General features: G+C 32.1%; 22 protein-coding genes. 7 read left to right on the top strand and 15 right to left on the bottom strand.

Annotation, left to right across the window (positions count from 1 at the left end; genetic code table 11):
- Positions 1 to 253: 253 nt before the first annotated feature.
- The 12 genes from bhDAH_RS05835 to bhDAH_RS05775 all read right to left on the bottom strand — a co-directional run bounded on the left by bhDAH_RS05835 (position 254) and on the right by bhDAH_RS05775 (position 14,542).
- Entirely contained in the window at positions 254 to 1,240 is a 987-nt protein-coding gene (locus bhDAH_RS05835) for a virulence associated lipoprotein (RefSeq protein WP_062705815.1), read from the bottom strand.
- 231 nt (positions 1,241 to 1,471) lie between these two features.
- Positions 1,472 to 3,283, bottom strand: coding sequence for a virulence associated lipoprotein (locus bhDAH_RS07500; RefSeq protein WP_064536590.1), 1,812 nt, complete (start codon positions 3,281 to 3,283; stop codon positions 1,472 to 1,474).
- Between the two features lie 229 nt (positions 3,284 to 3,512).
- A complete protein-coding gene (locus tag bhDAH_RS05820) occupies positions 3,513 to 4,649 on the bottom strand; it encodes a virulence associated lipoprotein (RefSeq protein WP_062705809.1) in 1,137 nt (378 codons plus the stop codon).
- A gap of 230 nt (positions 4,650 to 4,879) precedes the next feature.
- On the bottom strand, positions 4,880 to 5,740 hold the full coding sequence (locus bhDAH_RS05815; protein WP_020732356.1) for a CRASP family complement regulator-acquiring lipoprotein: 861 nt from the start codon (positions 5,738 to 5,740) through the stop codon (positions 4,880 to 4,882).
- A gap of 213 nt (positions 5,741 to 5,953) precedes the next feature.
- Positions 5,954 to 6,907 (bottom strand): virulence associated lipoprotein, encoded by a 954-nt coding sequence (locus tag bhDAH_RS05810; protein ID WP_062705806.1) that lies wholly within the window; start codon positions 6,905 to 6,907, stop codon positions 5,954 to 5,956.
- 211 nt (positions 6,908 to 7,118) lie between these two features.
- Positions 7,119 to 8,051: a virulence associated lipoprotein gene (locus bhDAH_RS05805; protein ID WP_062705803.1), complete on the bottom strand. Its 933-nt coding sequence runs from the start codon at positions 8,049 to 8,051 to the stop codon at positions 7,119 to 7,121.
- 223 nt (positions 8,052 to 8,274) lie between these two features.
- Positions 8,275 to 9,093: a CRASP family complement regulator-acquiring lipoprotein gene (locus bhDAH_RS05800; RefSeq protein ID WP_020732354.1), complete on the bottom strand. Its 819-nt coding sequence runs from the start codon at positions 9,091 to 9,093 to the stop codon at positions 8,275 to 8,277.
- A 211-nt stretch (positions 9,094 to 9,304) separates the two neighbouring features.
- Positions 9,305 to 10,282: a CRASP family complement regulator-acquiring lipoprotein gene (locus bhDAH_RS05795; RefSeq protein ID WP_020732353.1), complete on the bottom strand. Its 978-nt coding sequence runs from the start codon at positions 10,280 to 10,282 to the stop codon at positions 9,305 to 9,307.
- A gap of 90 nt (positions 10,283 to 10,372) precedes the next feature.
- Positions 10,373 to 11,185 carry a virulence associated lipoprotein gene (locus tag bhDAH_RS05790; RefSeq protein ID WP_020732352.1) on the bottom strand — a complete coding sequence of 271 codons (813 nt, stop codon included), beginning with the start codon at positions 11,183 to 11,185 and terminating at the stop codon, positions 10,373 to 10,375.
- Between the two features lie 417 nt (positions 11,186 to 11,602).
- Positions 11,603 to 12,352 carry a CRASP family complement regulator-acquiring lipoprotein gene (locus bhDAH_RS05785; protein WP_020732351.1) on the bottom strand — a complete coding sequence of 250 codons (750 nt, stop codon included), beginning with the start codon at positions 12,350 to 12,352 and terminating at the stop codon, positions 11,603 to 11,605.
- Positions 12,353 to 12,541: 189 nt separating this feature from the next.
- Positions 12,542 to 13,330: a complement regulator-acquiring protein gene (locus bhDAH_RS05780; protein WP_020732350.1), complete on the bottom strand. Its 789-nt coding sequence runs from the start codon at positions 13,328 to 13,330 to the stop codon at positions 12,542 to 12,544.
- A gap of 351 nt (positions 13,331 to 13,681) precedes the next feature.
- Entirely contained in the window at positions 13,682 to 14,542 is an 861-nt protein-coding gene (locus bhDAH_RS05775; protein WP_257722527.1) for a complement regulator-acquiring protein, read from the bottom strand.
- A 392-nt stretch (positions 14,543 to 14,934) separates the two neighbouring features.
- Between bhDAH_RS05775 and bdr the strand changes: the two genes are divergently transcribed.
- The 5 genes from bdr (at position 14,935) to bhDAH_RS05750 (ending at position 20,496) form a co-directional block, all read left to right on the top strand.
- Positions 14,935 to 15,108, top strand: coding sequence for a Bdr family repetitive protein (gene bdr / locus bhDAH_RS05770; protein WP_155719663.1), 174 nt, complete (start codon positions 14,935 to 14,937; stop codon positions 15,106 to 15,108).
- Between the two features lie 514 nt (positions 15,109 to 15,622).
- Entirely contained in the window at positions 15,623 to 15,964 is a 342-nt protein-coding gene (locus bhDAH_RS05765; RefSeq protein ID WP_206743764.1) for a hypothetical protein, read from the top strand.
- 1,076 nt (positions 15,965 to 17,040) lie between these two features.
- Positions 17,041 to 18,102: a BTA121 domain-containing protein surface lipoprotein gene (locus bhDAH_RS05760; RefSeq protein WP_020732347.1), complete on the top strand. Its 1,062-nt coding sequence runs from the start codon at positions 17,041 to 17,043 to the stop codon at positions 18,100 to 18,102.
- 265 nt (positions 18,103 to 18,367) lie between these two features.
- The gene (locus tag bhDAH_RS05755) at positions 18,368 to 19,309 is read left to right on the top strand and encodes a BTA121 domain-containing protein surface lipoprotein (RefSeq protein ID WP_020732346.1); all 942 of its coding nucleotides are present in this window, start codon (positions 18,368 to 18,370) and stop codon (positions 19,307 to 19,309) included.
- A gap of 89 nt (positions 19,310 to 19,398) precedes the next feature.
- On the top strand, positions 19,399 to 20,496 hold the full coding sequence (locus tag bhDAH_RS05750; protein WP_020732345.1) for a BTA121 domain-containing protein surface lipoprotein: 1,098 nt from the start codon (positions 19,399 to 19,401) through the stop codon (positions 20,494 to 20,496).
- A gap of 210 nt (positions 20,497 to 20,706) precedes the next feature.
- On the opposite strand, the gene bhDAH_RS05745 is transcribed toward bhDAH_RS05750, so the two are convergent.
- The 3 genes from bhDAH_RS05745 to bhDAH_RS05735 form a co-directional block, all read right to left on the bottom strand.
- Complete coding sequence (locus tag bhDAH_RS05745) at positions 20,707 to 21,264, bottom strand: hypothetical protein (protein WP_020732344.1); 558 nt, start codon at positions 21,262 to 21,264, stop codon at positions 20,707 to 20,709.
- Positions 21,265 to 21,413: 149 nt separating this feature from the next.
- The gene (locus bhDAH_RS05740) at positions 21,414 to 22,538 is read right to left on the bottom strand and encodes a fibronectin-binding protein (RefSeq protein WP_020732343.1); all 1,125 of its coding nucleotides are present in this window, start codon (positions 22,536 to 22,538) and stop codon (positions 21,414 to 21,416) included.
- A gap of 413 nt (positions 22,539 to 22,951) precedes the next feature.
- Positions 22,952 to 23,101 (bottom strand): hypothetical protein, encoded by a 150-nt coding sequence (locus bhDAH_RS05735; protein ID WP_247098903.1) that lies wholly within the window; start codon positions 23,099 to 23,101, stop codon positions 22,952 to 22,954.
- Between the two features lie 1,047 nt (positions 23,102 to 24,148).
- Between bhDAH_RS05735 and bhDAH_RS05730 the strand changes: the two genes are divergently transcribed.
- Together bhDAH_RS05730 and bhDAH_RS05725 are read left to right on the top strand one after the other, a co-directional pair.
- Entirely contained in the window at positions 24,149 to 24,310 is a 162-nt protein-coding gene (locus bhDAH_RS05730; protein ID WP_155719661.1) for a hypothetical protein, read from the top strand.
- A 184-nt stretch (positions 24,311 to 24,494) separates the two neighbouring features.
- On the top strand, positions 24,495 to 24,716 hold the full coding sequence (locus tag bhDAH_RS05725; RefSeq protein WP_062705800.1) for a hypothetical protein: 222 nt from the start codon (positions 24,495 to 24,497) through the stop codon (positions 24,714 to 24,716).
- Positions 24,717 to 26,045 lie beyond the last annotated feature (1,329 nt).

Here is a 26,045-nt window from a genome sequence, read left to right as displayed (position 1 = left end):
ATCATTAGTTGGTAAATAAGTTAGTAATTATAGTTAAATGACATTATATGTTTGTTGAATGTATATGTCAAGCATATAAGATATCAGAAATAGTAACCTTCAGTTAGGATGCAATATTGCATAAATGGTTGCATTTATGGCATTTAGTAATTTTTATTTAAATAATATAAGAATGCAAAAAGAATAAGGAGAAAAATGTTTCTCCTTATTACAAAATTTATTATGTAATAGATTTATGACCGGTGTTTATATCTTATTGAATCTTATTTAAGATATCAGCAATATCGGTAGCTTCCATTATGATTTTATCGAAGTAGGATTCATTTGAAGTGAATTTGCCGTTTAGATAAGCTTGTATTTCCTCAGCGGTAGCATTATCTTGAAGTGTATGTTTAGCGGTACCAATTTCTATGTTCTCATCGTAATCACTGTAGATTGAATATACGAATTTTGAGAAAATATTGCTATATGCTGAACGAATTGCTTGGAACTTTATTCCCAGTGTTTCTATATCACTTAGATCCAGCTCCATAAGCTTATCCTTTTTGTTAATTAGCGGATTGAATGCTGTGAAGTAGAAAGCTCTAGCATATTGTCTTATCTTGTCCACCATATTTGCAAGCTCGGTTTTCATTTGTACATTTTGAGCTGCTACCATTTTGTTTGCAAGTGCCCCAAAAGCTTTAATGTAGTCTTTCTTATAATCAAGGCCTAGGTACATTTCGCGTCTAGCTACTTTGCTCTCATCATCCTGAGTATTATAGAGTTTTTGCTGCTTCTGAGCATCAGTATACTGAATTACATCAAATAATTGATTGGCACCTGAGATGTTATAATCTTCTCCGACCTCATCCCAAGTTGCATTATTATGTGAGTTTATTTTGTCTTTTATTACTTGATGCATAAAGTTTATTAAGGTATTGATGATACGCTGTTTTTCAGCTTCATCCTGTTGGTTTGCAGCTCCGCTGCCAGAATTGCCTGCTGCTGCCCCACCGTTAGGATCAGTTGCCCCACCGCCAGGATCAGTTGCCCCACCGTTAGGATTATCAGGCTTGCGTAGCCCATCAGTTAGTCCACCAGGCTTTAGTGGATCAGTCTTGCCAGGCTTAGGTGTAATAGTGTTTGCATTTAATTTTACTTCCTCTGTTTTTTCAGGTTCTGAGTTGCAAGAAACCAGAGCTAAGAGAGGTATAAACAAACCTGTTAGAGTGCATATAATAAAAATCTTGTATTTCAAAATATTCTCCTTATTTTCAAGATTAAACAAATTTATTGAATATATTTATTAATATTGTTAGCAATAGTATTAATATATAATAGTTATTATAAACTAATATATATTTATTTAATTTAATTAGCAAGATAATATAAGGCTGCAAAAAAGAATAAGGAGAAAAATGTTTCTCCTTATTACAAAATTTAATTACAGAATTTATTATGTAATATATTTATAGCCGATATTGATATCTTATTGAATCTTATTTAAGATACCGGCAATCTCATTAGCTGTATTTATGGCGTTATCGAAGTCGGATTCAGCTGAATCGAATTTGTCTTTTAGATAATCTTGTATTTCCTCAGCGGTAGCAGTAGTTTTAAGTTGATGTTTAGCGGTACCAATTTTTATGTCCTCATGGCAATCCTTTGCGATTGAATATACGAATTTTGAGTTAATATCGCTATTTGATGAATCAATTTCACTAAACCTTTCTTTCAGTATTTGTAAATCACTTAGAGCCAGCTTCATAAGCTTATCTTGTTTGTCATTTAGCGTATTGTATGTTGTTAAATAGTAAGCTTTACTATATTTTCTTATCTTATCCACCATATTTTCGAGATCAGTTTTCATTTGTACATTTTGAGCTGCTACCATTTTGTTGGCAAGTTTCCCAAAAGCTTCAATGTGTGGTGGAGAATAACCAAAACCTAGGTACATTTCGCGTCTAGCTGTTTTACTCTCATCATCCTGAGTATTATAAAGTTTTGGCTGCTTCTGAGCATCAGTATACTGAATTGCGCCGAAGAATTGATTGGCTCCTGAGATGTTATAATCTTCTCCGCCCTCATTCCAAGTTGCATCATTATGTATGTTTATTTTGGTTTTTATTGCTGGAATAATAAAGCTTATTAAGTAATCGATAGTATTCTGTTTTGCAGCTTCATCCTGTTGGTCTGCAGCTCCGCCGACAGGACCAGTTACCCAGCCGCCAGGATGATTACCCGCACTGCTGCCAGGATCAGTTGCTCCGCCGCCAGGACTAGTTACCCAGCCGCCAGGATGATTACCCGCACTGCTGCCAGGATCAGTTGCTCCGCCGCCAGGACTAGTTGCCCCTCCGCTAGGACCAGTAGTTGCTCCGCCGCCAGGACTAGTTGCCCCACCGCTAGGACCAGTAGTTGCTCCGCCGCCAGGACTAGTTGCCCCTCCGCCAGGATGATTACCTGCACTGTTGCCAGGATCAGTTGCCCCACCGTTAGGATCAGTTGCTCCGCCGCCAGGACTAGTTGCCCCTCCGCTAGGACCAGTAGTTGCTCCGCCGCCAGGATGATTGCCCGCACCGCCGCCAGGACTAGTTGCCCCTCCGCCAGGACTAGTAGTTGCCCCTCCGCTAGGACTAGTAGTTGCTCCGCCGCCAGGACTAGTTGCCCCTCCGCCAGGACTAGTAGTTGCTCCGCCGCCAGGACTAGTTGCCCCTCCGCTAGGACCAGTAGTTGCTCCGCCGCCAGGACTAGTTGCCCCTCCGCTAGGACCAGTAGTTGCTCCGCCGCCAGGACTAGTTGCCCCTCCGCTAGGACCAGTAGTTGCTCCGCCGCCAGGACTAGTTGCCCCTCCGCCAGGACTAGTAGTTGCCCCTCCGCTAGGACCAGTAGTTGCCCCTCCGTCAGGATCAGTTGCGCCTCCGCCAGGATGATTGCCCGCGCCGCTGCCAGGATCAGTTGCCCCTCCGCCAGGATCAGTTGCGCCTCCGCCAGGATGATTGCCCGCGCCGCTGCCAGGATCAGTTGCTCCTCCGCCAGGATCAGTTGCGCCTCCGCTAGGACCAGTAGTTGCCCCTCCGCCAGGATCAGTTGCTCCGCCGCCAGGCTTTGGTGGTGGATCGTGCTTGCGTAGCCCACCACCAGTTAGTCCACCAGGCTTAGGTGTAGGAGTGTTTGCCTTTAATTTTGCTCCTAATTTTACTATTTCTGTTTTTTCAGGTTCTGAGTTGCAAGAAACCAGAGCTAAGAGCGGTAGAAGCAAACCTGCTAAAATGAATATAATAAAAATCTTGTATTTCAAAATATTCTCCTTATTTTCAAGATTAAACAAATATATTGAATATATTTATTAATATTGTTAGCAATAGTATTAATATATAATAGTTATTATAAACTAATATATATTTATTTAATTTAATTAGCAAGATAATATAAGGCTGCAAAAAGCATAAGGAGAAAAATGTTTCTCCTTATTACAAAATTTAATAACAAATTTATTATGTAATAGATTTATAACCGATATTTATATCTTATTGAATTTTATTTAAGATACCGGCAACATCGGGAGCTTCCTTTATGACTGTATTGAATTCGGATTCAACTGAAGTGAATTTGCCGTTTAGATAAGCTTGTATTTCCTCAGCGGTAGCATTATCTTGAAGTGTATGTTTAGCGGTACCAATTTCTATGTTATTATAATAATCATTATAGATTGAATTTATAAATAAGAAATTAATATTTTTATATTCTGTATTAATTGCTCCAACCTTTGCTTTAAGTGTTTGTAAATCACTTAGGTCCAGCTCCATAAGCTTGTCTTGTTTTTTAATTAGCGGATTGCATGCTGTTAAGTAGAAAGCCCTAGCATATTGTCTTATCTTCTTCACCATATTTGTAAGCTCGGTTTTCATTTGTACATTTTGAGCTGCTGCCATTTTGTTTGCAAGTGCTCCAAAAGCTTCAATGTATGGTAGCAAATATTCAAAGGCCAGGTACATTTCGCGTCTAGCTGTTTTACTCTCATCATCCTGAGTATTATAAAGTTTTTTCTGTTTTTTAGCATCAGTATACTGAATTACACCGAAGAATTGAGCGGAAGTTTGAAGGTTGTAACTTTCTCCAACTTCACTCCAAGTTGTATCATTATGTATGCTTATGCTTTTTTTTATTCCTTGATGCATAAGTTTTGTGAAGTAATCAATAATATCCTGTTTTTCAGCTTCATCCTGTTGGTCTGCACCTCCGCCAGGATGATTGCCCGCACCGCTGCCAGGATCAGTTGCCCCACCGTTAGGATCAGTTGCTCCGCCGCCAGGACTAGTTGCCCCTCCGCTAGGACCAGTAGTTGCCCCTCCGCCAGGATCAGTTGCTCCGCCGCCAGGATGATTGCCCGCACCGCTGCCAGGATCAGTTGCTCCGCCGCCAGGATGATTACCTGCACTGTTGCCAGGATCAGTTGCTCCGCCGCCAGGCTTTGGTGGTGGATCGAGCTTGCGTAGCCCACCACCAGTTAGTCCACCAGGCTTAGGTGTAGGAGTGTTTGCATTTAATTTTGCTCCTAATTTTACTCCCTCTGTTTTTTCAGGTTCTGAGTTGCAAGAAACCAGAGCTAAGAGCGGTAGAAGCAAACCTGTTAAAATGAATATAATAAAAATCTTGTATTTCAAAATATTCTCCTTATTTTCAAGATTAAACAAATTTATTGAATATATTTATTAATATTGTTAGCAATAGTATTAATATATAATAGTTATTATAAGCTAATATATATTTATTTAATTTAATTAGCAAGATAATATAAGGCCGCAAAAAAGCATAAGGAGAAAAATGTTTCTCCTTATTACAAAATTTAATAACAAATTTATTATGTAATAGATTTATAACCGATGTTTATATCTTATTGAATCTTATTTAAGATACCGGTAGCCCTGGGAGCTGTATTTATAATTGTATTGAAGTAGGCTTCAATTGGCTTGAATTTGTCTTTTAGGTACTTTTGTATTTCCTCAGCGGTAGCAGTAGTTTGAAGTTGATGTTTAGCGGTACCAACTTTTATGTCCTTATCGTAATCATTGTAGATTGAAGATAAGTGAAATGAAATATCGCGATATGTGGATGACATTCCCCAAAACTTTGCTTTCAGTGTTTGTAGATCACTTAGATCCAACTTCAAGAGCTTATCTTTTTTTTTAATTAGCGTATTGAATGCTGTTAAATAGTAAGCTCTAGCATATTCTCTTATCTTATCCACCATATTTTCGAGATCGGTTTTCATTTGTGCATTTTTAGCTGCTATCATTTTGTTTGCAAGTGCCCCAAAAGCTTTAATGTAGTTTTTCTTATAATCAAAGCCTAGGTACATTTCTCGTCTAGCTGTTTTACTTCCATCATCCTGAGCGTTATAGAGTTTTTTATTGCCCTGAGCATCAGTATGCTGAATTACGCCAAATAATTGATTGGAAGCTTTAATGTTGTATCCTTGCGCATCCTCATCCCAAGTTGTATCATTATGTGTGTCTATGTTGTCTTTTATTATTGGAATAATAAATGCTATTAAGTCATTGATAATAAGCTGTTTTTTAGCTTCATCCTGTTGGTCTGCAATTCTGCCAGGCTTTGGCATAAGAGTGTTTGCATTTAATTTTGCTCCTAATTTTACTCCCTCCGTTTTTTCAGGTTCTGAGTTGCAAGAAATCAGAGCTAAAAGTGGTAAAAACAAACCTGTTAAAATGCATATAATAAAAATCTTGTATTTCAAAATATTCTCCTTATTTTCAAGATTAAACAAATATATTAATATTATTAGCAATAGTATTACTATATTATAGTTATTATAAAATAATATTTGTTTAATTTAAATATCAAGATAATATAAGAATGCAAAAAAGAATAAGGAGAAAAATGTTTCTCCTTATTACAAAATTTAATAACAAATTTATTATGTAATAGATTTATAACCGATGTTTATATCTTATTGAATCTTATTTAAGATGTTGGCAATATCGGTAGCTTCCTTTATGATTGCATCGAAGTCGGATTCAGCTGAATTGAATCTGTCTTTTAGATAATCTTGTATTTCCTCAGCGGTAGCAGTAGTTTGAAGTTGATGTTTAGGGTCAGCGGTACCAACTTCTATATTCTTATCGTAATTATAGTAGATTAGATATGTGAATTCATGGGAAATCTCGGTATTTGCTAAATTAATTTCATTAAATTTTTCTTTCAGTGTTTGTAAATCACCTAGGTCCAGCCCCATAAGCTTATCTTGTTTTTTAATTAGCGTATTGAATGCTGTTAAGTAGTAAGCTGTACCATATTCTCTTATCTTATCCACCATATTTTCGAGATCGGTTTTCATTTGTACATTTTGAGTTGATACCATTTTATTTGCAAGTTTCCCAAAAGCTTCAATGTATGGTGGAAAATAATCAAAGCCCAGGTACATTTCTCGTCTAGCTGTTTTGCTCTCATTATCCTGAAGGTTATAGAGTTTTTGCTGCTTCTGAGCATCAGTATACTGAATTACACCAAATAATTGATTGGAAGCTTGAATGTTGTATCCTCCTGCAGCCTCATTCCAAGTTGTATCATTATGTGTGTTTATGTTGTCTTTTATCCCTTGATTAATAAGTGCTATTAAGTAATCGATAATACTCTGTTTTTTAGCTTCATCCTGTTGGTTTGCAGCTCTGCTGCCAGAATTGCCTGCTGCTGCCCCACCGTTAGGATCAGTTGCCCCTCCGCCAGGATTATCAGGCTTTAGTGGATCAGTCTTGCCAGGATTAGGTGTAAGAGTGTTTGCATTTAATTTTGCTCCTAATTTTACTATTTCTGTTTTTTCATGTTCTGAGTTGCAAGAAACCAGAGCTAAGAGAGGTAGAAACAAACCTGTTAGAGTGCATATAATAAAGATCTTGTATTTCAAAATATTCTCCTTGTTTTCAAGATTAAACAAATATATTAATATTATTAGTAATTATATTAATAAATAATAGTTATTATAAAATAATATTTGTTCAATTTAAATATCAAGATAATATAAGAATGCAAAAAGAATAAGGAGAAAATGTTTCTCCTTATTACAAAATTTAATAACAAATTTATTATGTAATAGATTTATAACCGATATTGATATCTTATTGAATCTTATTTAAGATACCAGCAACATCGGTAGCTTCCTTTATGATTTTATCGAAGTCGGGTTTGACCGGAGTGAATTTGTCTTTTAGGTACTTTTGTATTTCCTCAGCGGTAGCATTATCTTGAAGTGTATGTTTAGCGGTACCAATTTCTATGTTCTTATTGTAATCCTCTTCGATTGAATTTGCAAATGCTGAGTAAATCTTGTTATCTGTTGAGTTAACTTCATCAAACTTTACTTTCAGTGTTTGTAAATCACTTAGATCCAGCTTCATAAGCTTATCTTGTTTTTTAATTAGCGTATTGAATGCTGTTAAGTAGTAAGCTGTACCATATTCTCTTATCTTATCCACCATATTTTCAAGATCGGTTTTCATTTGTGCATTTTTAGCTGCTATCATTTTGTTTGCAAGTGCCCCAAAAGCTTGAATGTCGAGTGCAATATAACCAAAGCCTAGATACATTTCTCGTCTAGTTGTTTTACTCTCATCATCATTACCATTGTATTTTGTTTTTTGGCTCTGAGCATTATCATATTCAATTACATCAAATAATTGATTGGCACCTGAGATGTCATAAGCTTCTGCAGCCTCATTCCAAGTTATACTATTATATATGTTTATGTTATCTTTTATTGATGGAACAATAAGTGCTGTTAAGTGATTGACAATGTGCTGTTTTGCAGCTTCATCCTGTTGGTTTGCAGCTCCGCTGCCAGAGTTGCCTGCTGCTGCCCCACCGCTAGGATCAGTTGCCCCGCCGCCAGGCTTAGGTGGATTGGGCTTGCGTAGGCCAGGCTTAGGGGTAATAGTGTTTGCATTTAATTTTACTCCCTCTGTTTTTTCAGGTTCTGAGTTGCAAGAAACCAGAGCTAAGAGAGGTATAAACAAACCTGTTAAAATACATATAATAAAAATCTTGTATTTCAAAATATTCTCCTTATTTTCAAGATTAAACAAATATATTAAATAATATAATTATCAATATTATTAATAAATAATGCTTATTATAAAATAATATATATTTATTTGATTTAAATATCAAGATAGTATAAGAATGCAAAAAGAATAAGGAAAAAAATGTTTCTCCTTATTACAAAATTTAATAACAAATTTATTATGCAATAGATTTATAGCCGATATTGATATCTTATTAAATCTTCTTTAAGATGTTGGCAATATCAGTAGCTTCATTTATGATTGTATTGAAGTGGGGTTCAGCTGAATTGAATTTGTCTTTTAGATAAGTTTGTATTTCCCCAGCGGTAGCATTATCTTGAAGTGTATGTTTAGCGGTACCAATTTCTATGTTCTTATAGTAATCATTTGTAATTGGCTTTACGAATGCTGGGTAAATCTTTTTATTTGCTGAATTAATTGCATCAAACTTTACTTTCAGTGTTTGTAAATCACTTAGATCCAGCTTCAAGAGCTTATCTTGTTTAGTAATTAGCGTATTGTATGCTGTGAAGTAGAAAGCTTTCCCCTGTTTTCTTAGCTTATCCACCATATTTTCGAGCTCGGTTTTCATTTGTGCATTTTTAGCTGCTACCATTTTGTTTGCAAGTGCTCCAAAAGCTTTAATGATGCTAGAAATATAATGAAGGCTTAGGTACATTTCTCGTCTAGTTGTTTTACTCTCATCATCATTACCATTGTATTTTGTTTTTTGGCTCTGAGCATTATCATATTCAATTACATCAAATAATTGATTGGCACCTGAGATGTCATAAGCTTCTGCAGTCTCATCCCAAGTTGTACTATTATATATGTCTATGTTGGTTTTTATTGCTGGAATAATAATAGAGGTTATTAGTTTATCGACAATAACCTGTTTTTCAGCCTCATTTTGTGTGTTTGTAGGAAATTTATCCCCCTCCGTTTTTTCATGTTCTGAGTTGCAAGAAACCAGAGCTAAGAGAGGTATAAACAAACCTGTTAAAATACATATAATAAAAATCTTGTATTTCAAAATATTCTCCTTATTTTCAAGATTAAACAAATATATTATTAGCAATATTATTAATAAATAATTCTAATAATAAAATAATATATATTTATTTGATTTAAATATCAAGATGGTATAAGGCTGCGAAAAAGAATAAGGAAAAAAATGTTTCTCCTTATTACAAAATTTAATAACAAATTTATTATGTAATAGATTTATAATCGATATTGATATTTTATTGAATCTTATTTAAGATACCGGCAATCTTGGGAGCTTCCTCTATGACTTTAGCGAAGTCGGGTTCGACTGAAGTGAATTTATCTTTTAGGTACTTTTGTATTTCCTCAGCGGTAGCATTATCTTGAAGTGTATGTTTAGCGGTACCAACTTCTATGTTAAGCTCGTAATCACTGTAGATTGTATCTTTGAATGTAAAGAGAATAGTTATCTCTGTTGGATGAATTGCATCAAACCTTGCTTTCAGTATTTGTAAATCACTTAGATCCAGCTTCAAAAGCTTATCTTTTTTGTTAATTAGCGTATTGAATGCTGTTAAGTGGTAAGCTGTACCATATTCTCTTATCTTCTTCACCATATTTTCAAGCTCGGTTTTCATTTGTACATTTTTAGTTGCTGCTATTTTGTTTGCAAGTGCCCCAAAAGCCTTAATGTAGTTTTTATTATAACCAAAGCCTAGGTACATTTCTCGTCTAGTTGTTTTACTCTCATCATCATTACCATTGTATTTTGTTTTTTGGCTCTGAGCATTATCATATTCAATTACATCAAATAATTGATTGGCGCCTGAGATGTCATAAGCTTCTGCAGCCTCATTCCAAGTTATACTATTATATATGTTTATGTTATCTTTTATTGATGGAACAATAAGTGCTGTTAAGTGATTGACGATGTGCTGTTTTGCAGCTTCATCCTGTTGGTTTGCAGCTCCGCTGCCAGAATTGCCTGCTGCCCCTCCGCTAGAATTGCCCGCTGCCCCTCCGCCAGGATTATCAGGCTTTAGTGGATCAGTCTTGCCAGGCTTTGGTGGATCGTGCTTGCGTGGACCAGGCTTTGGTGTAAGAGTGTTTGCATTTGATTTTGCTCCTAATTTTACTCCCTCTGTTTTTTCAGGTTCTGAGTTGCAAGAAACCAGAGCTAAGAGTGGTAGAAACAAACCTGTTAAAATACATATAATAAAAATCTTGTATTTCATAATCTTCTCCTTTTTTAAAGAAAACAAGGAGAAGAGTGTTTCTTGTCCTTGTTTTATAATAAATTTTATATCCGATATTTATGTATCTTCTTATTGAATCTTATTTAAGATTGTAATAATCTTGGGAACGTCATTTTTTACTGTATTTAAGTCAGTCGTAAAGATATTTTTTTTGTCTTCTAAGTACTTTTTTATTTCCTCAGCAGTAGCATTAGTTTTAAGTTTATGTTTAGGGTTAGCAGCGCCAATTTCTATATCATTATTGTAGTCCCCGATGATTACATCTGCTGCACTTTTAAGATTTGTTTTTGATGCTAGAAGTATATGGAACTTTGTTTTCAGTATTTTTAGATCGCTTAGAGTCAGTTCCATAAGCCTATCTTTTTTGCTAGTTAGCGTATCGAATGCTGTTAAGTAGAAATCCCTAGCATATTGTCTCATATTATCTACAATCATCTCTAGAGTACCCTTCATTTCTGGAGGTGCTCCTGGAGCTGTCATTTTGTTGGCAAGTGCCCCAAAAGCTTTAATGTCGTCTTTCTTATAAGCAAAGGCTAGGTACATTTCTCGTCTAGCTTTTTTACTCTCATTATCATTGCCATTGTATTTTGTTTTTTGACTCTGAGCATTATCATATTCAATTGCATCAAATAATTGATCGGCACCTGAGATGTCATAAGCTTGTGCAGTTTCATCCCAAGCTGTATCCTTATGTGTGCTTAGTTCTGTTTCTACTTGTTGAGCTTTTGCTGTTAAGTCATCGATAATAGCCTGTTTTGCAGCTTTTTCTTGTTGGGCTGTGTCAACCGGTGTTGTAGGATCTTCCTTCTCCTTTGAATTTTGATTACAGCCCAGTAAAATCAAGCCTGTTAAAATACATATAATAAAAACCTTGTGTTTCAAAATATTCTCCTTATTTTCAAGATTAAACAGAGTTATTAACATTACTTACAAAAGTATTAGTTAATAATTGTTATTATATGGTATTATATATTTATTTGATTCAAATATCAAGATGGTAAGAGTTGAATAATATTATTGTAATCATATTATAAGAATGTTATTTATATGTATAACAATTATAATGATTATGTTGGTTGAATTTTGATGTTAAATGTTGTTTAGAGTACCATTCAAATGGTACAAATAAAATTGAATAAATAAAACATACAAAGACCCAAATGTGTTTAAATATCTGAATAACACTTGCTGATCTGTAAATTTCTTAAGCGTAAATCCTTACACTCAGTAAGAAGAAAAGAATACCTTTTCTTCTTATTATTATTCTTTATTTGAGATGTAATATATGTTACATAATGTTTATATTTTACCTAAGATTGAGCTAATGTCTTTACATATGTAGTCGATTGTAATAGCTGCATATGTAAGTTGTTCAGGATATTTATTATCGACAGTCAGGTATTTTATTAAATTAGCGATACTGCCTGTTTTAATATTATTATGATTATTATTGAAATCATTTTTTATCCTGAGCAGCGTATTTTTAATCTGTTGTTTTTTATTTTCAAGTGTTTTGAATTTGTTTGTAAGTTTTCTTAAGTCACGAAAACTTAAAGAGGTAAGGTTATCTTTTTTGTTGATTAGTGGTGTGAATGCAGCTAAAAAATAATTTCTAGCATATTGCTTTACTTGGTTTATGACCATGTTTAGGTGTTGAATATCTTGATTACTGCCTTTAATAGCACCATCTGCTAATTTGTTAGCAATTGTCCCAAATTCTCTAATGGAGCTTGTGTGATACTCGAAGGCTAAATAAATTTCTCTCCTGGCAAATTCATTATCCTTATATTTTTTGTTATTATCAGTGCTAATGACATCAAATAATTGATTTGTTCCCTTCATGTCAAATTGAGTGTTATCTTCGACCCATTTATCATTGTTGTGTATATTGAGTATGTGTTTAATATTATCAGTTTGGCTTATTAGTTTATCTATTAGAATTTTAGCCTTTCTATTTCTTGTCTCATTAGGAGCTGGTTTAAGATTTGGATTGCAGGCAATTAGAATAAAGGTTATGAAAATCAATGTTGCAGAAAAATAATTTTTCAAAGTGTTCCCCTTGTTTTTAAAATTAAATGCGGTATTAATTTATTTTATAACAATGCTTATTATTAATTGATAATTATTATTTATTATATTGATTTAATTTTGAATATCAATAGGAAAAGTTAAATAATCAGGTTATTATTTGAAATATGTAATATATCTTTCTTAAATGTCTCTGCTTAACCCCATCGTTTATCTAAGTTCTTTTAAGATTATTGCAATGTTACTACTTATTGTATCAATTCTATTAATTGCGGTTGTAAAGTTCGATCTATAGTTATGAGTTATGTGGGATATAATTTTAGTTTTGTTAGTTCTAATATTATTTTTATCATTAATGTAATCATTGGTAAGCTTTTTTACAGTTTGTTTCCAATTATTTCTTATCCTTTCAAGTATATCAAATGCTTCTTTAAGGAAGAGGAGAGTATTAAGATTTAAAGATTCAAGTTGATCCTTTTTATTAATGAGCGCTGTGAATGCAAGTTCAAAATAGTTGGAAGAGTATATTATTGCTGCATTTGTGATCTTGGTAAGCAGCGTATTGTTTCTATGAGTAATAGTTGCTGTTATTTGGTTAAGAACTGCTCCTAAGTCTTTAATTGTTTTCTCATCGTATTCCAAAGCTAAATAAAATTGCCTTCTAACTGATTTATTTATATTATTACTTACTTTTTGAGTATTTGCCTTATTGTCAATCATATCAAATGCCTTGCCATTTCCTTTCATTCCAAATTGAGTACTATCTTCGATCCAGGTATCATTATTGTGTATATCTAATATGGGTTTAATATTGGAAGCTTTTTTTCTTAGCTCATTTATTAAAGCATTTTTAAGTTTTTCTATCGCTTTTGGCTCTAAGCTACCAAGAAAGTTGCGCAAGCCTACTATTCCTGTTTTTGGAAATAAATCAAGATCTGAGTTGCAAGTAGTTAGAGTAAAAATTATTATAAAAGGCATGACAAAAAAATAGATTTTCAAAATATACCCCTTGCTTTTAAGATTTAATAAATTATAGTTTATTATTATTAAATAATGGCAATTAAATATTATTTATTAAATAATAGCTATAAATAATATTATACACGTATATCTGCGTAGTAATGCTACTGTCAAGATAGTATGTATTGTGCTAAGGGATTATTTTAAAGTTTTACTTTAAGACAGTTATAGATTGTTGTATGTCTTAAAGTAAAGTCTTATCATATTTATATCTTTTTTATTGAATTTAAGTAAAAATTTTAAGCATAAAGGTAAAAATAAAAGCAGAAAAGAGGATATCTTCTCTTCTGCGGTTTATAAATTCATTATTATAATGTTTAATATAGATTGCTAATTTATTGTTTTTAAAATTTTGTTAATATCACCAGCTAGTATGCCGATTGCAGGGATTTCCTTTTGAAGTAGGTTGCCATATTTTTCTTTTATATGTTCAATTAATTTTTTGCTATCAGTTTTAATCCCATCCCTGTCATCATCATAATCCTTGGTGATACTATCTACAGTGTTTTGCCACAGTAACTTTATTTTTTCAATTGAATCAAGTTTAATTTTAATTGTTCTTAAATCCTGAAGGGCCAGAGAATCAAACTTGTCTTGAGCTTCTTTTATTTTATCGATTACTCGTTCAAATAAAAATTGCGAGTAAGCTCTTCCTGCATTTGTGATGTCTATGTGTAATTGTCCTCTATTGGTACCATCAGATGTTATTTGATTAAGAATGATCCCAATACTTCTAATTTTTTCTTCGTTGTAACCTAGAGACGAATAGAATTGTCTTCTGTTATTTTGACTTTCAGGATCATTGTAAGCTTTCTGACTAGGATTGCCTATGATGATTTTAAATGCTCCATTTTTCATTCCAAATTGATCTGCAGGCTCATTCTTTTGAGTATTTGCTTTGTCTCTCTCTATTAAAACCGTGACATTTTGAATCCGTTCTCTTAAAGATTTTATTAACATCTGTTTTGCTTTTTTTTCAGCCTCTTCTTTGCATTTTTTTTGTATCTGTGTCTGTAGTGATGATGTGCCATCTCTTTGCGTTGACTGTGTCCAATTTGGTTGATCCTTGTGATGCAATTCTTTTGTTCTTTGTTCGTTAAGGTCTGATTTGCAAGCGGTAAAAATTATTAGAAAATATATGATTAAAAAATAATTTTTCACAATATTCTCCTTGCTTGTAAAATTTAACAAATATTAATTAATATTTTATCAAATAACATTGTATATTATTTGATACTTCATGTAATTTAATATTGTATATTATTTGATATTATATATGATATCAAATTTAAATATCAAGATGGTGGAGAGGAAAGATATAATATTCATTATAATAATGCTTATTCAATAATTGATGTTTAGTCATATATTGCATATTGTTGAAATACAAGCGCAATTTAAAAAGGAATAAGTTATTACATTAATGATAGTTAGTTAAGTGTAATGTTGACTTTATAGTCTATTGATACCCGTAATTGTTTTGCAGTTAATGCTAATTTAGTGCAGCTTATTTGGTTTTTAAAGATTATTTTTTATTGATTATTTATCTAGATTTAAAGTCTAATAGAGTAGAGGGTGTGTTTATGCAGAATGTAAAGGCTAAGGATAATCCGTATATCGCAGAAAAGCAAATTTATAGTGAGTTTGTTAGGGTAGGTATGCATAAAGCTATTGCATTTGATTTGTCAAGGCGTTATTATCATAATAAGCTTACGTATAATGTAATTACTATAATAGCGGGCTTTATTTTCAAATAAATATGATAATTACATGTTTATTTATGACCAGAAATACTTAAGTTGCCTAAACAAAGATTTATACGCTTATTAAAAATAGAAGATATGCCAATATAATGTTATAAAGACATTTTCTTAGTATATCGTTAATGATATTTAATTGATTAATAATTGCTATTAAAACATAGCTCAATTATTCCTGCTGCAGTGCTTATAGAGTCGGCAGCCTCTTTTAGAGATGTCAAAGCTTCTTTAAGATTACTTGGAGCTTGGTCTAAATTGTCGTTTTAACTCATCATAGACACCATTAAAAAATATCTACTTACATTTGTCATAATAACCCTTATGTATGCTTTCATGTTAGCGTTAGCCCGAGATTCATTAATATAAATTTGTAATCTTGGATTATGTGTATTAAATTTCTCTATTGTCCCTTTAATCCCTAGTTTTCTACCATTATGAGTTATCCTGGTAGTTGTGTCTAATAACTTATCCAGTAAAGTCAGCATTTTTTATCCCACTATCTATGTTACTCTTGACAGCATTTGCTACAGGCCCATTGTATCCTGCATTTAATAATGCTTTGAATGCTATTTCAATCTTTTCAGCAGAATCTTTAATTGCTTTAATAAAATTTGGGATATCATTTACTTCTAATTTTGCTTTACCTGTAGTTTTTCTAAAATTATCAATTCCCTTTTTAGAGTTTTTAGAATTTGCTTTTGCCTCAGCAGTAATCTTAGCGAGTTCTTATGTACTTAAAGCTTTAATTTCAGTTACTGCTAATCCTGTAAATTTGCTTACTTGTCCTGCAATAGATTCTTCTACAGATTTTGTATTTTCTTTTGCTGTTTTAGTATCACTTCTCTGCCTTTAGTCTTTTATTATCTAGTTTGCAATTGATCGTTAGTAGCAGTGCTGCAATGATGATTGTTTTTACATGCTCCATATAATGTCTCCTTTTACAATAAATATACTTCATAAATCTGATAGTACTTGAGAAAGTGTATTAAAGTGAGCTTTACCTAAAATTGCTTTAACCTTTAGATTTTGTTTGTTCTTGATCTCAGTTTGAGCATTGCTAGTCTTTTGGTCTGATTAGAATGTTATGCTTTGATGTAATAAAATAAGTTTAAAATGAATAGCACAATTAGTGATTCTGTTAATTTGATGTGTGTATTTTAGGCTAATACTTAATGTAAAGTTGGATATATGTGGAATAGAATATTTATGCCTTTAAGAAATGGATTGAAAAAAAGCCCCCTTGATAAAGGGGACATTTAAAAGAATGTATAAAACATTGTGAGTAAACAATCTTCCTTTTGAAAAATTAAAGTATTTGGTAATTAATTATTAGTTCAAAAAATTATTTATTTCAAGTTTTTTTAAAAAAATTTTAAATTTTCTTTAAAAGTTCCTGTGGTTATGCTATAAAAGTTTATGGTGGTGCTTGTATAGTCCGGATTATTAAAATCTTAACTTTTTCAGTTAGTCCAAATTTGTTAAAGTATACGTAGTAGTTACCTTAATTAAAGAGACTAGCTAATAGAAAGGAGTATCTAAAATAGGATTTAAAATAATTGAGTTCTCAAAAGCTATAGATTTATTAATGTTGAAAAGCTCGGGAATAACAGAAAGTTTGCCAATAATCTTTTAATGTTGAACCTTACTTATAAGCATAGAAATAGTAAGTTCAAGTGTAATCTCGCATCTACCAATAAACACAAACCGCTAAGAAATTTTCCAGTTAAATTTGAAATACAAGCATAAGTAATGTATTCACTTGAGGAGATGAACAGAGGAGATATGCTAATAAGCTTTTCAAGGATATTTGTAAATGAATATTAGTACAGAAGCTTAATAATGTTGAAACTTAATATTTATTATCATATAATAAAATATATTAATTTGTAATATTTTATATTATATATAATATAAAAAAGGAGAATATTTGTGAAATTAAATAGTATTAAAGCAGTGTTAATGTTATTAACATTATTAATTAGTTGCGATCTATTTAAAAAAGAAAATTCAGGTGGAGCTTCGTCCAGTGAGCAAGGTGTATATTCAGTGCCTAGGCCATATGCAGCTAATGGGCAGCATGCATTGATTCCTAGATCAACTAGATCAAGTAGTCAATCAGATGGATTACTTAAAGATTTTGATCTAACTACTGAAGAGAAGAAAGCTATAAATTACTTAAAAGATACATTAATGAATTTTAAGCATTTTATACCCGGTGTATATAGAAAGGATTACAAAACGTATACGAGTGATGAGTTTTATAGTTTGCTAGATAGTTTTGGTAAGGATGGTATTAAAAAAGTTGCTGGAAGCATTGTGGCAGTTCTAAATGCACAAGCCGAAGCTGAGGAAGCTGTCAGTAAGATAGGAGATTTAATCGAACGAGAAGTATTCAAGCAGATGGAGTTAAGGCAGAATTGGTATAAAAGGGTATTAAAAGTTGCATTTGATGATCCTTCATTGACATATAATGATCTTGCTGAACGGAATGTGAAAGTAAAGGACGTATTTGAAAAAGGAATCAAGAGAAGTGCAGAGTTATCTGCTAAAATATATGACACCTTTAATCTGGATCTTTATGAGAAAAGAGTTATTCGCTACATTTTAGCTTTATCAATTGTTCATGGTGAAGATGATGATACTGGAGTAAAGGTAACCCCGTATACTAAATATGAGATTTATGAGCTATTAGCGTCCCCTCCTCTTGGTGCTGCTAACATTAAAAATGCTGTTGAGAACATGAAAAAGACTATTAAGGCCCTACACGCAGCTGAAGCAGCTATTGGCAAGATAAAGGATGAGACTAGAAAAAATAATTTAAAAGAGCAGTTTAATCGTCAGAAGGATTTGTATGATCAAGAGTTGAAACCCGTATTAAAGGATCCTGATAAGCTATATGCTAAGCTTACTAGTGATATATTTGAGCATTTAAGTCATACTGTTGCAGGTGAATTTGACAGAATTAAGCAAGAGGCACGAAGCAAAAGTTAGTGCAAACAGCAGGTCTTCAAACTGGAATAATAACTAGTGAGTTATTGCTAGTATTTATTGTGCATTTAAAAGGAGATTATTTATTAGTAATAATCTCTAATTATTACTAATGTTATTAATTAGTTAGTTGTAATTTGGTTAAAAAATTTTATATAGCTTATTAATGAATTAGAGGAAGCTAGGAGTTATAAGTAGCAGGCTTATTTGTGTTATATAAAAAAGTTAAAATGTACATGTAGGAAGTCTGCTAAAAAGGAGTTTAGGTATGAAGATGGATGAGATTAAGTTGTTATCATTATTATTGTTGTTAGTTAGTTGTAGTTTGTTGGATGAAAGAGAAGATGATGTAAGTCGTTATACAGATATGTATAAAAATTTTAATCTAACAACTGAAGAGAAGAATACTATAGATTACTTAAAAGATATACTAATGAGTTTTAAGCATTTTATACCCGATGCATATAAAAAGGATTACAAAACGTACACCAGTGATGAGTTTTATAGTTTACTAAATAGTTTTGGTAAGGATGGCACTAAAGCAGTTGCTGAGAGCATTATGGAAATTCAAAAGGCATTAGAGAAAGCTAAAGGGGCTATTGATAAGGTGCAATATGAATTTGAAAAAAGTAGATTGCATGAGCATTTAAGCCGAGTTTGGAATGAAAAGTTTTTAAAAGTTGTATTTAATAGGCCTGATCAGGCATCTGTGTTGACTGACGTAATTGAGATAGCAAAGGGCGAGCTTGGTAATGTTAAGAAAATTGCAGAATTATCTGCTGAAGTATTTAACAAATTTAATTTGACTCTTGATGAGAAAAAGGCTGTATATTACTTGCGAGATGCATTAACCGTTTCTGGTATTTCTCCAAGTAATGTAGCAGAAGTAGTATATCATGATGATGAGGTTTATTCCGTATTATTATCCCTTCCTTTTAGTGCTTCCAACATTAAAAGGGCTTTAGATTCAATTGTAAAAACCCTAAGAATAGTAGAGGCAACCATTGTAGCTGTTGATAAGGTGCAAGAAGATACAAAAAGAAATCAATTGCTAGCAGATATTGAGCTTAATGATAATGTATATAAAAGCGAGTTAAAACGTATTTTTAAAGATTCTACTAAGGCATATAACAACCTTGTAGGCGGGGCGTTTGCTAATTTGAGTTTTGACTATAAAGCTAGGTTGGAGAACCTTCAAGCAAAAATATAGCTAACACTTAGCAGTAAGAGCGTGAAGTTAAAAGCGGGAAGGGGAGTGGATATTAGCATTTATTGTATGTCAATTGAAAGGAAATGGACATGAAGAGTAATAAGAGTAAAGTATTATTAGTATTGTTATTAGTTAGTTGTAATGTGGATAAAAAAGGTACTGTCTCTAGTTCAGTAGATGGGTATCATAATGCTAGTTTTCCAATGAATAGGGCATTTGTTAGTGTTGGTAATCATAATAATGTTAGATTTGATGAATTATTTGTTAAATTGAATCTAACTGACTACCAGGCAAGAGCTGTTTTGTGCTTGAAAAATGTATTGACTGATTCTAGGTTTGTTGTACGTGATGCAGATGGGGTAAGAGTAAAAACATATGATGATGATGATTTTTATAAGCTGCTATCTATTATTTTTGGTGCTGTTAGAACTCAAACAGTTGCTGAAAATATTGCAGTTATTTTTAATGCAAAAGCCTCAGCTGAAGCAGCTGTTGCTAAGGTACAAGATGTAACTAAAAAAGACGCATTAAGTAAGCGGTTTGTGAGCGCTAATAATTATTATGAGAAAGTGTTAAAACTGGCATGCGATGATCCTAATCAGGCATATGATAATCTTACTAATGATAGCAACTTTGCTAAATTGATTGTGGATGCGAAGGTCAAGTTTGAGGCAATTGATATTGATGTGGCGTTGATTTCTAAAATAGATGATAAATTTAATTTGACCGATGAAGAGACGAGAGTCATTTATTACTTGAGAGATGTAGTAGTGAATTCCGAGTTTATTATGTTTCGTAATGTACGGGAATGTTTTAAAAAACCGCGGCATAAAGAAGATCATAAACATCTGAGCAGGTTTGAAATATATACTGTTAATAATTTTCATTATGTAATGTCTAGATTTGTTTTTAATACTGATAAATTCAGGATGGTTATTCAAAATATTATGAATATTCTTGAGGCAAGAGCCGAAGCGCGAGCAGCTATAAACATAGTAAATGACCGAGCTGAAAAAGATAAATTAAATGATGATTATTTAAAAGTTGATAATGATTATACACAAGCGTTAAAAGCCGCATTCTATAATCCTGCGGAGGAGAATGTAGAATTATGTAACAAACTTATTGCATTAAGTTATGCAGATAAATTTAAGCAAATTAAGGCAAAGGCACATGCGATAAATTAGTCTTTGAGTGCTGATATAAAAAATTAGTGTATTTAAATGTATTGCTTTGTATATTAGTAGTAACCCAAAAGAGAAATAGGTAGTAATTGGAGTACTGCCTATACTCTCAGGTTAACATATAAATAATACCGATATTAAAATTTATGTAAAACCAAAAGATTTCAGTTAATAAGGATTTGGTTTTGCATCAGTTTGATTTATAAGATCAACTTAAGTTTTTAAATTTTGCATTATTTTTTCAAAAAAATTGTCCGGATTGCTAATTCCATTGATATAGAAATAGTATTCAACATATAATTCACCATTGATAGATTGCAATGCTCGTTCTTTTTTTTGCTCTAAATTTTGCAAGTCATTGAAATTTGCAGATGAAAAGCTTGTAAGCGTGCCGTCTTTGATAGACTGTAGCATTATATGCAATTGTTGAAGGAATTGTTTAGCCTTAGCATTTCCAAGTTCATTAAGTAATTTATTGAATTGACTTTCATCATACTCAGAGCTTAGTGTTTTTTTAAGTTTATATTGCAAACCAGGAGCTTTTTTATTTTTCTCTAAATCGTCTAAAAAATTTTTCTGGCTTGTCGTTAAATAACTTAAATATTTTTTATCTTGAAGTGTATCTTTAAAGTAAATGAGAGCTTGTTTTTGATTATTATCAAGAGTTTTTAGTAAATTAGCATTTGAGTTTCTGTTTTTATAGAATAAATCACAGCTAGCAAGGCTTAATAATAAAAGAATTGCTGGTAAATATTTTTTTGTTAATTGCATTTTGCCTCCTTTAAAACAAAATATAGTGCAGTTTAATTTAAAAACATTGAATGCATATTAATTAACAGATAGACTGTAAATTGAGTCTATCTGTTGTTTTAAGTTAAAAATTATATTTAGATAATCTCATTTTTAAAGGATAAACTAACTTATTTTAAGGCTTTCTTGATTAAACTTTTTGCATCTTTTAAATGATTTTCTACCTCTGAGAATTTAGAGCCATGACCTATGCCTGTTCTTTTTGCGTAAGCATCATAAGTATTAGCTGAGCTTTCAACGGCTTTTATAAGATCGTATAATTTATCTTTAGCCAAATATAAGCTTTTATCTGCCTCAGTAACATAATTACTTTGGGGGGTTTCTGATGAGAATTTGGAAAAATCTTCTACTGCATTATCAATTGTTAGCTTAGCATTCTTATCAATTTTTTCCAAAAGATCTTTAAGTTCTTGTACTAGTTTTGCTTTGCTAAACTGGTTCAACTTTGCTTGGGCGGTTGCTCTATCCTCTGAGGTAGAATGACCAGACATTCTCATAGTACCTTGAAGTTCGACTTGATCCCTATCTTTTTTTAGTTTTTCTAATATCTTAAATGCAGAATCGATATCTTTTTCAGCTTTCTTTAATTGATCATAATATTCGTAGCGCGGGTCATCTTCTTCTTCTGTCATAGAACCAGAGAAACCTGAGATTATTGCTGAAGAATAAGTGTACTCATAGTCACCTGAGTATTCACTACTTAAACCGCTAAGAGGACTTGAATTTGAACCTTTTGTTGAATAACTAGATATTTTGCCGCTTAAACTACCAAGAGTGCCTGTAGTGCCACTTAGGCCGCTTGTAGGTGTGCTACCTGGTGCAGTAATTTCTCCTTCCTGATTGCTAAGAGAAGTTAAATCATTCCCACCGTTGACACTAACAGATAAATTTTCTCCTTCTTCTCCTTTAAGTGTACCTTGAGTCATAGAACTTGAAACTAATATACCATTGACAATAGGAGCCCCAACATAAGCAGCAGAGCCATTGGCTTGTCGCAATTTGTCTCTTGTTATAACTTTTCTAAGTTTTTTACTTCCCTTTTTCAAAGGTTTTTTAATTGCTTTATCTGGCTTGCCAGAGGTATTTCTGCTAGCTTGCTCTTTAGTATCCCAGATAGAGTAGACCTTATCGAGTAGGCCAACAGATTGATCTTGCATTTTTTTGTCAAATAATAAGTCACAGCTAATAAAACTGATCATCATAAGTGTAAACAAACATTGTTTTTTCAATTGCATTTTTATCTCCTTAGTTGAAAAAAATATATACCAATAAGTGCATAAAACAAGAGATAGAGCATTTCTCATTAGTAATTTTATCAATTTTACCTTGATAGTTATTTTAAATAGTATTTTAAATAGTATTTAAAATATAAGTGGAGTGTTTGTAGATGTTTAAATTGTGATTTATTCTTTGCCAAAGTACCAGTAGATTAATCATGAAAGTAATTCGTGAATTTGAGTGATTAGAGACCATTTTATTATAAATTTTGCGGATTTAGTTTGGTTTTAACTTGAGCTATTAAAGGCAATGCCTTTTGTGTTTTGCTTTATTGGTTAGCTGTCTGGCACTTATATATCCTTGATCTCCCCTTGTGTTTATTCACAGTATGTGTGTATCTGTTATTAAATACAACTTGCTTTAGGTGCTATTAAACATCAAATTCTAAAGTTAACCCTTGAGCCTTCATCATTTTGTTTATTTTCTTTCCTTCTACTTCGGTGTATCCTTTATAATGAGAACTATATAAATATCCTTGATCTTTTCTTTTTAGTTTGTATTTCTCCATGTTTATGTACATTTTAATTCTGCTGTAATAAATAAGAGGTTTAATTGCATTATCTTTAGCCCTAGTAATATTGTGATACATGCCAAAATGATATCCCTGTAAGCTCTTCTAATCTCGTAGAGAAATTCGTCTTCTATATTTTTATATCTAGTTTATAATCAACTTGATTTATAGGGCTCTTATTATCGGCTTTAAGGGATTTTTCGAATTCTATAAAGTTATTTTTCCCCTTGCTGTAACTTTAATATTTTTTGAAATTATGAATTTTATCAGTATCTATTAGATATTTCACAAAATTATCAACTTCTTCTGTATAAACTTTAAATTTGTCAACCTGCCACTCAATTGATCCCTCATTATAATTTGCGTAGCGATAAATAGTCCTATGCATTAAAGCTTTTTTAAGAAGACTTATTGAGTCTTGGTATAGAGAAAAAGGAAGAGTATTGTCAATTTGTTTAGCTTCTATAGGACATACTTCATCTAATTTTATTCTTTGCTTGGAGAGTTTTATAATATTTTTCTTAAAGTCTGCTTTAGTAGTTCTTTTTTTGAAGGTCCTTGTTGCTTACTTGTCTTTTAATGTTTTGACCAGTATATTTGCTTTTATCGCTATCTAAGCCACTATTTTTGATTTTTTCTTAAATGAGGATTACAATTAATCATTAGTATTGATATTGATATACCTAAAAATCTTAAAAATTTATTCATAATATAATCCTTCTGTTAAAATGTATTTCTGTTTCTATAAATCAATTTAAAATAATGGTAATAGTTTTTTCATGGCTAAATATTTTTCACATTTATCTACTAAAACTTACTATGAGTATATTCCATTGCTAAGCTTATAAATTATATTATATAACAATTGTTATTAATTGTTACTTCCTTGTGTTGCCAATGTCTATAGCGTTGATAATAATATTGCCCAAAGATCTGAATGTAAAGGAGCTATTAAGGATTTATTGCATATGTTAGGAGAATGTTGGTTGCCACTTCAGATGTATTATGGCGTAGAGTGAGGAAGCAGTATTATTTTTAAAAAAGGCTAACGCGACTATGGAAGAGCTTGTAGAGCTTAATAAAGCAATAGAGAGACATATTCAAATGGTTAGGTTTGAAGATACTATTAGGGATGCTGTTTTGAGCCTTAAAAAAGGTCAGATTGAAAAAGAAGAAGGTATTCGTAAGTTACTCTTTGATAAAGATCGGATAATTTAGGGGGAAATAGCTAGTATTGATGTTAAGATTAAGAATAATAATTCGTATATAATTTGCCAAGAATTCTGTATAAGAAAAATGCTTATTCTAAGTTTTACGGTCAAAAGTTACTATGTTCAGTTCCATTGCCTAAAAGCAGTAAAAGTTAGTTTCAAGCAAAATAATCGTCGAATTTTTAGTCTAGATGCTAAGAAAACACCTAAAAGAGTTTGATGAATCACTTGAATTTATTCTATCTAATTTAGAAGATGACAAGCGCACTATAAAGCCTTTGAGCAAAATTGCTAAAGATACAAATGTATCTGATTATAAAATAAGAAAGTATTTATCAGATTTAATGGATAGAGGTTTGGGCATAAGAGATAGAAAAAGATTGGTACTTAAAGTTGATGATGTGCCGAACTAATAATAGTTATAATAAAGCAAGAGTATAAAAGTGAGAAATTTATATGGTAAATTTATATGGTAATAGTAAGTGTGGTGCTCCTGAGTGTGTTGATAATAAATTGTTATCAAAATACGCAAGAAAGTAAAGTTAAAGGAAATAATAATTAGCAATAAGTTAGAAGGTAAATGAAACGATATACCAATCTCATCCCATTAGTTGTTGTAGATAGATACTGATTCCCCTTTAGGTGATGAAATACAGTAAGGAGAAAAACCAGGAGAGCAAGATGTAGCTGGGGGCCTTCATCTTTTCTTCTTCCTGAAGTTAAAAGTGAAGAAAACGCCCCGCATTAACACAAGTATTACAAGAGTGTGAATCTGTTGTATGTAGAGATTGGGTATCAGATCTGATAGATCTTGATGAGCATGGAGAAGAATCGGATTCTAAGCAATATTTGGGAAAGAATGTTCCAAATGCAAAAGAGGAAGCTATAGATGAATTTGATGAAATATATAAATATATTTTTAACAGCAAAAAGACCATCATATTACACATGCTTTGTATTTTGAAAAGCTTAAGTGGTACCCCCTTATCGTCTCCAAGTTTATTGATGATACTCATCCATATGTAATCTTTATTGAGGCATTGGACGTGAAATTAATGCGAGCTAATGAGATGAAAGATGAATATATTTATATGGTTTTATATATAATCGAAAGTGCTTTATTCACTATTATTTGGTTTATATAAATTGAGGAGCGAATGTTCTTCGTTGTCTTGTAAGTTTGAAGTAAGTTATGAATATCGTAATGTTGTTGTTAAATTTCTTAAGATGATAAATGATATGATGAGGGATGTTGTATCTGTTTTTTGAAGGACAGCTTTATAGTGATTATTACTCCCCTATAATTCTATAGCATTCAAAAGCACATTTCTAACTAGCTCTAACATTGTTAAATATTTAGCTAGCCGTTTATTCATATCAATAAGCTCTTCCATAGTCACTTTAGAATCAACCTCTTTCCTTGAATCAGGCTTAACAAATTCCTTCAGTACATCCTCACTATCTCTAGGCTTTAAATAAAAATAGCACCAAAGAAGATGTCAATTATATTTTGAATAGAATTGTAAATGATGAGCATGTTACTAGAGTAGCTAATATTGCGAAACAAAGAGGAATAGAATTGAAAGAATCATATTTGAAGATATTTAACAAATAATGAGAGTGAGCCCTTATTTTATATTTATTTAATAATGTCTGTAAGTAGTTGACATAATAATTTCAAAGAGATCTGAGTATTTGCATGGGATTTTATAAAGGAATTTATACTAATATCAACTAAACTA

The organism is Borrelia hermsii DAH (assembly GCF_023035675.1).
Taxonomy (GTDB): domain Bacteria; phylum Spirochaetota; class Spirochaetia; order Borreliales; family Borreliaceae; genus Borrelia; species Borrelia hermsii.
This window is presented reverse-complemented; position numbering and strand designations above follow the sequence as displayed.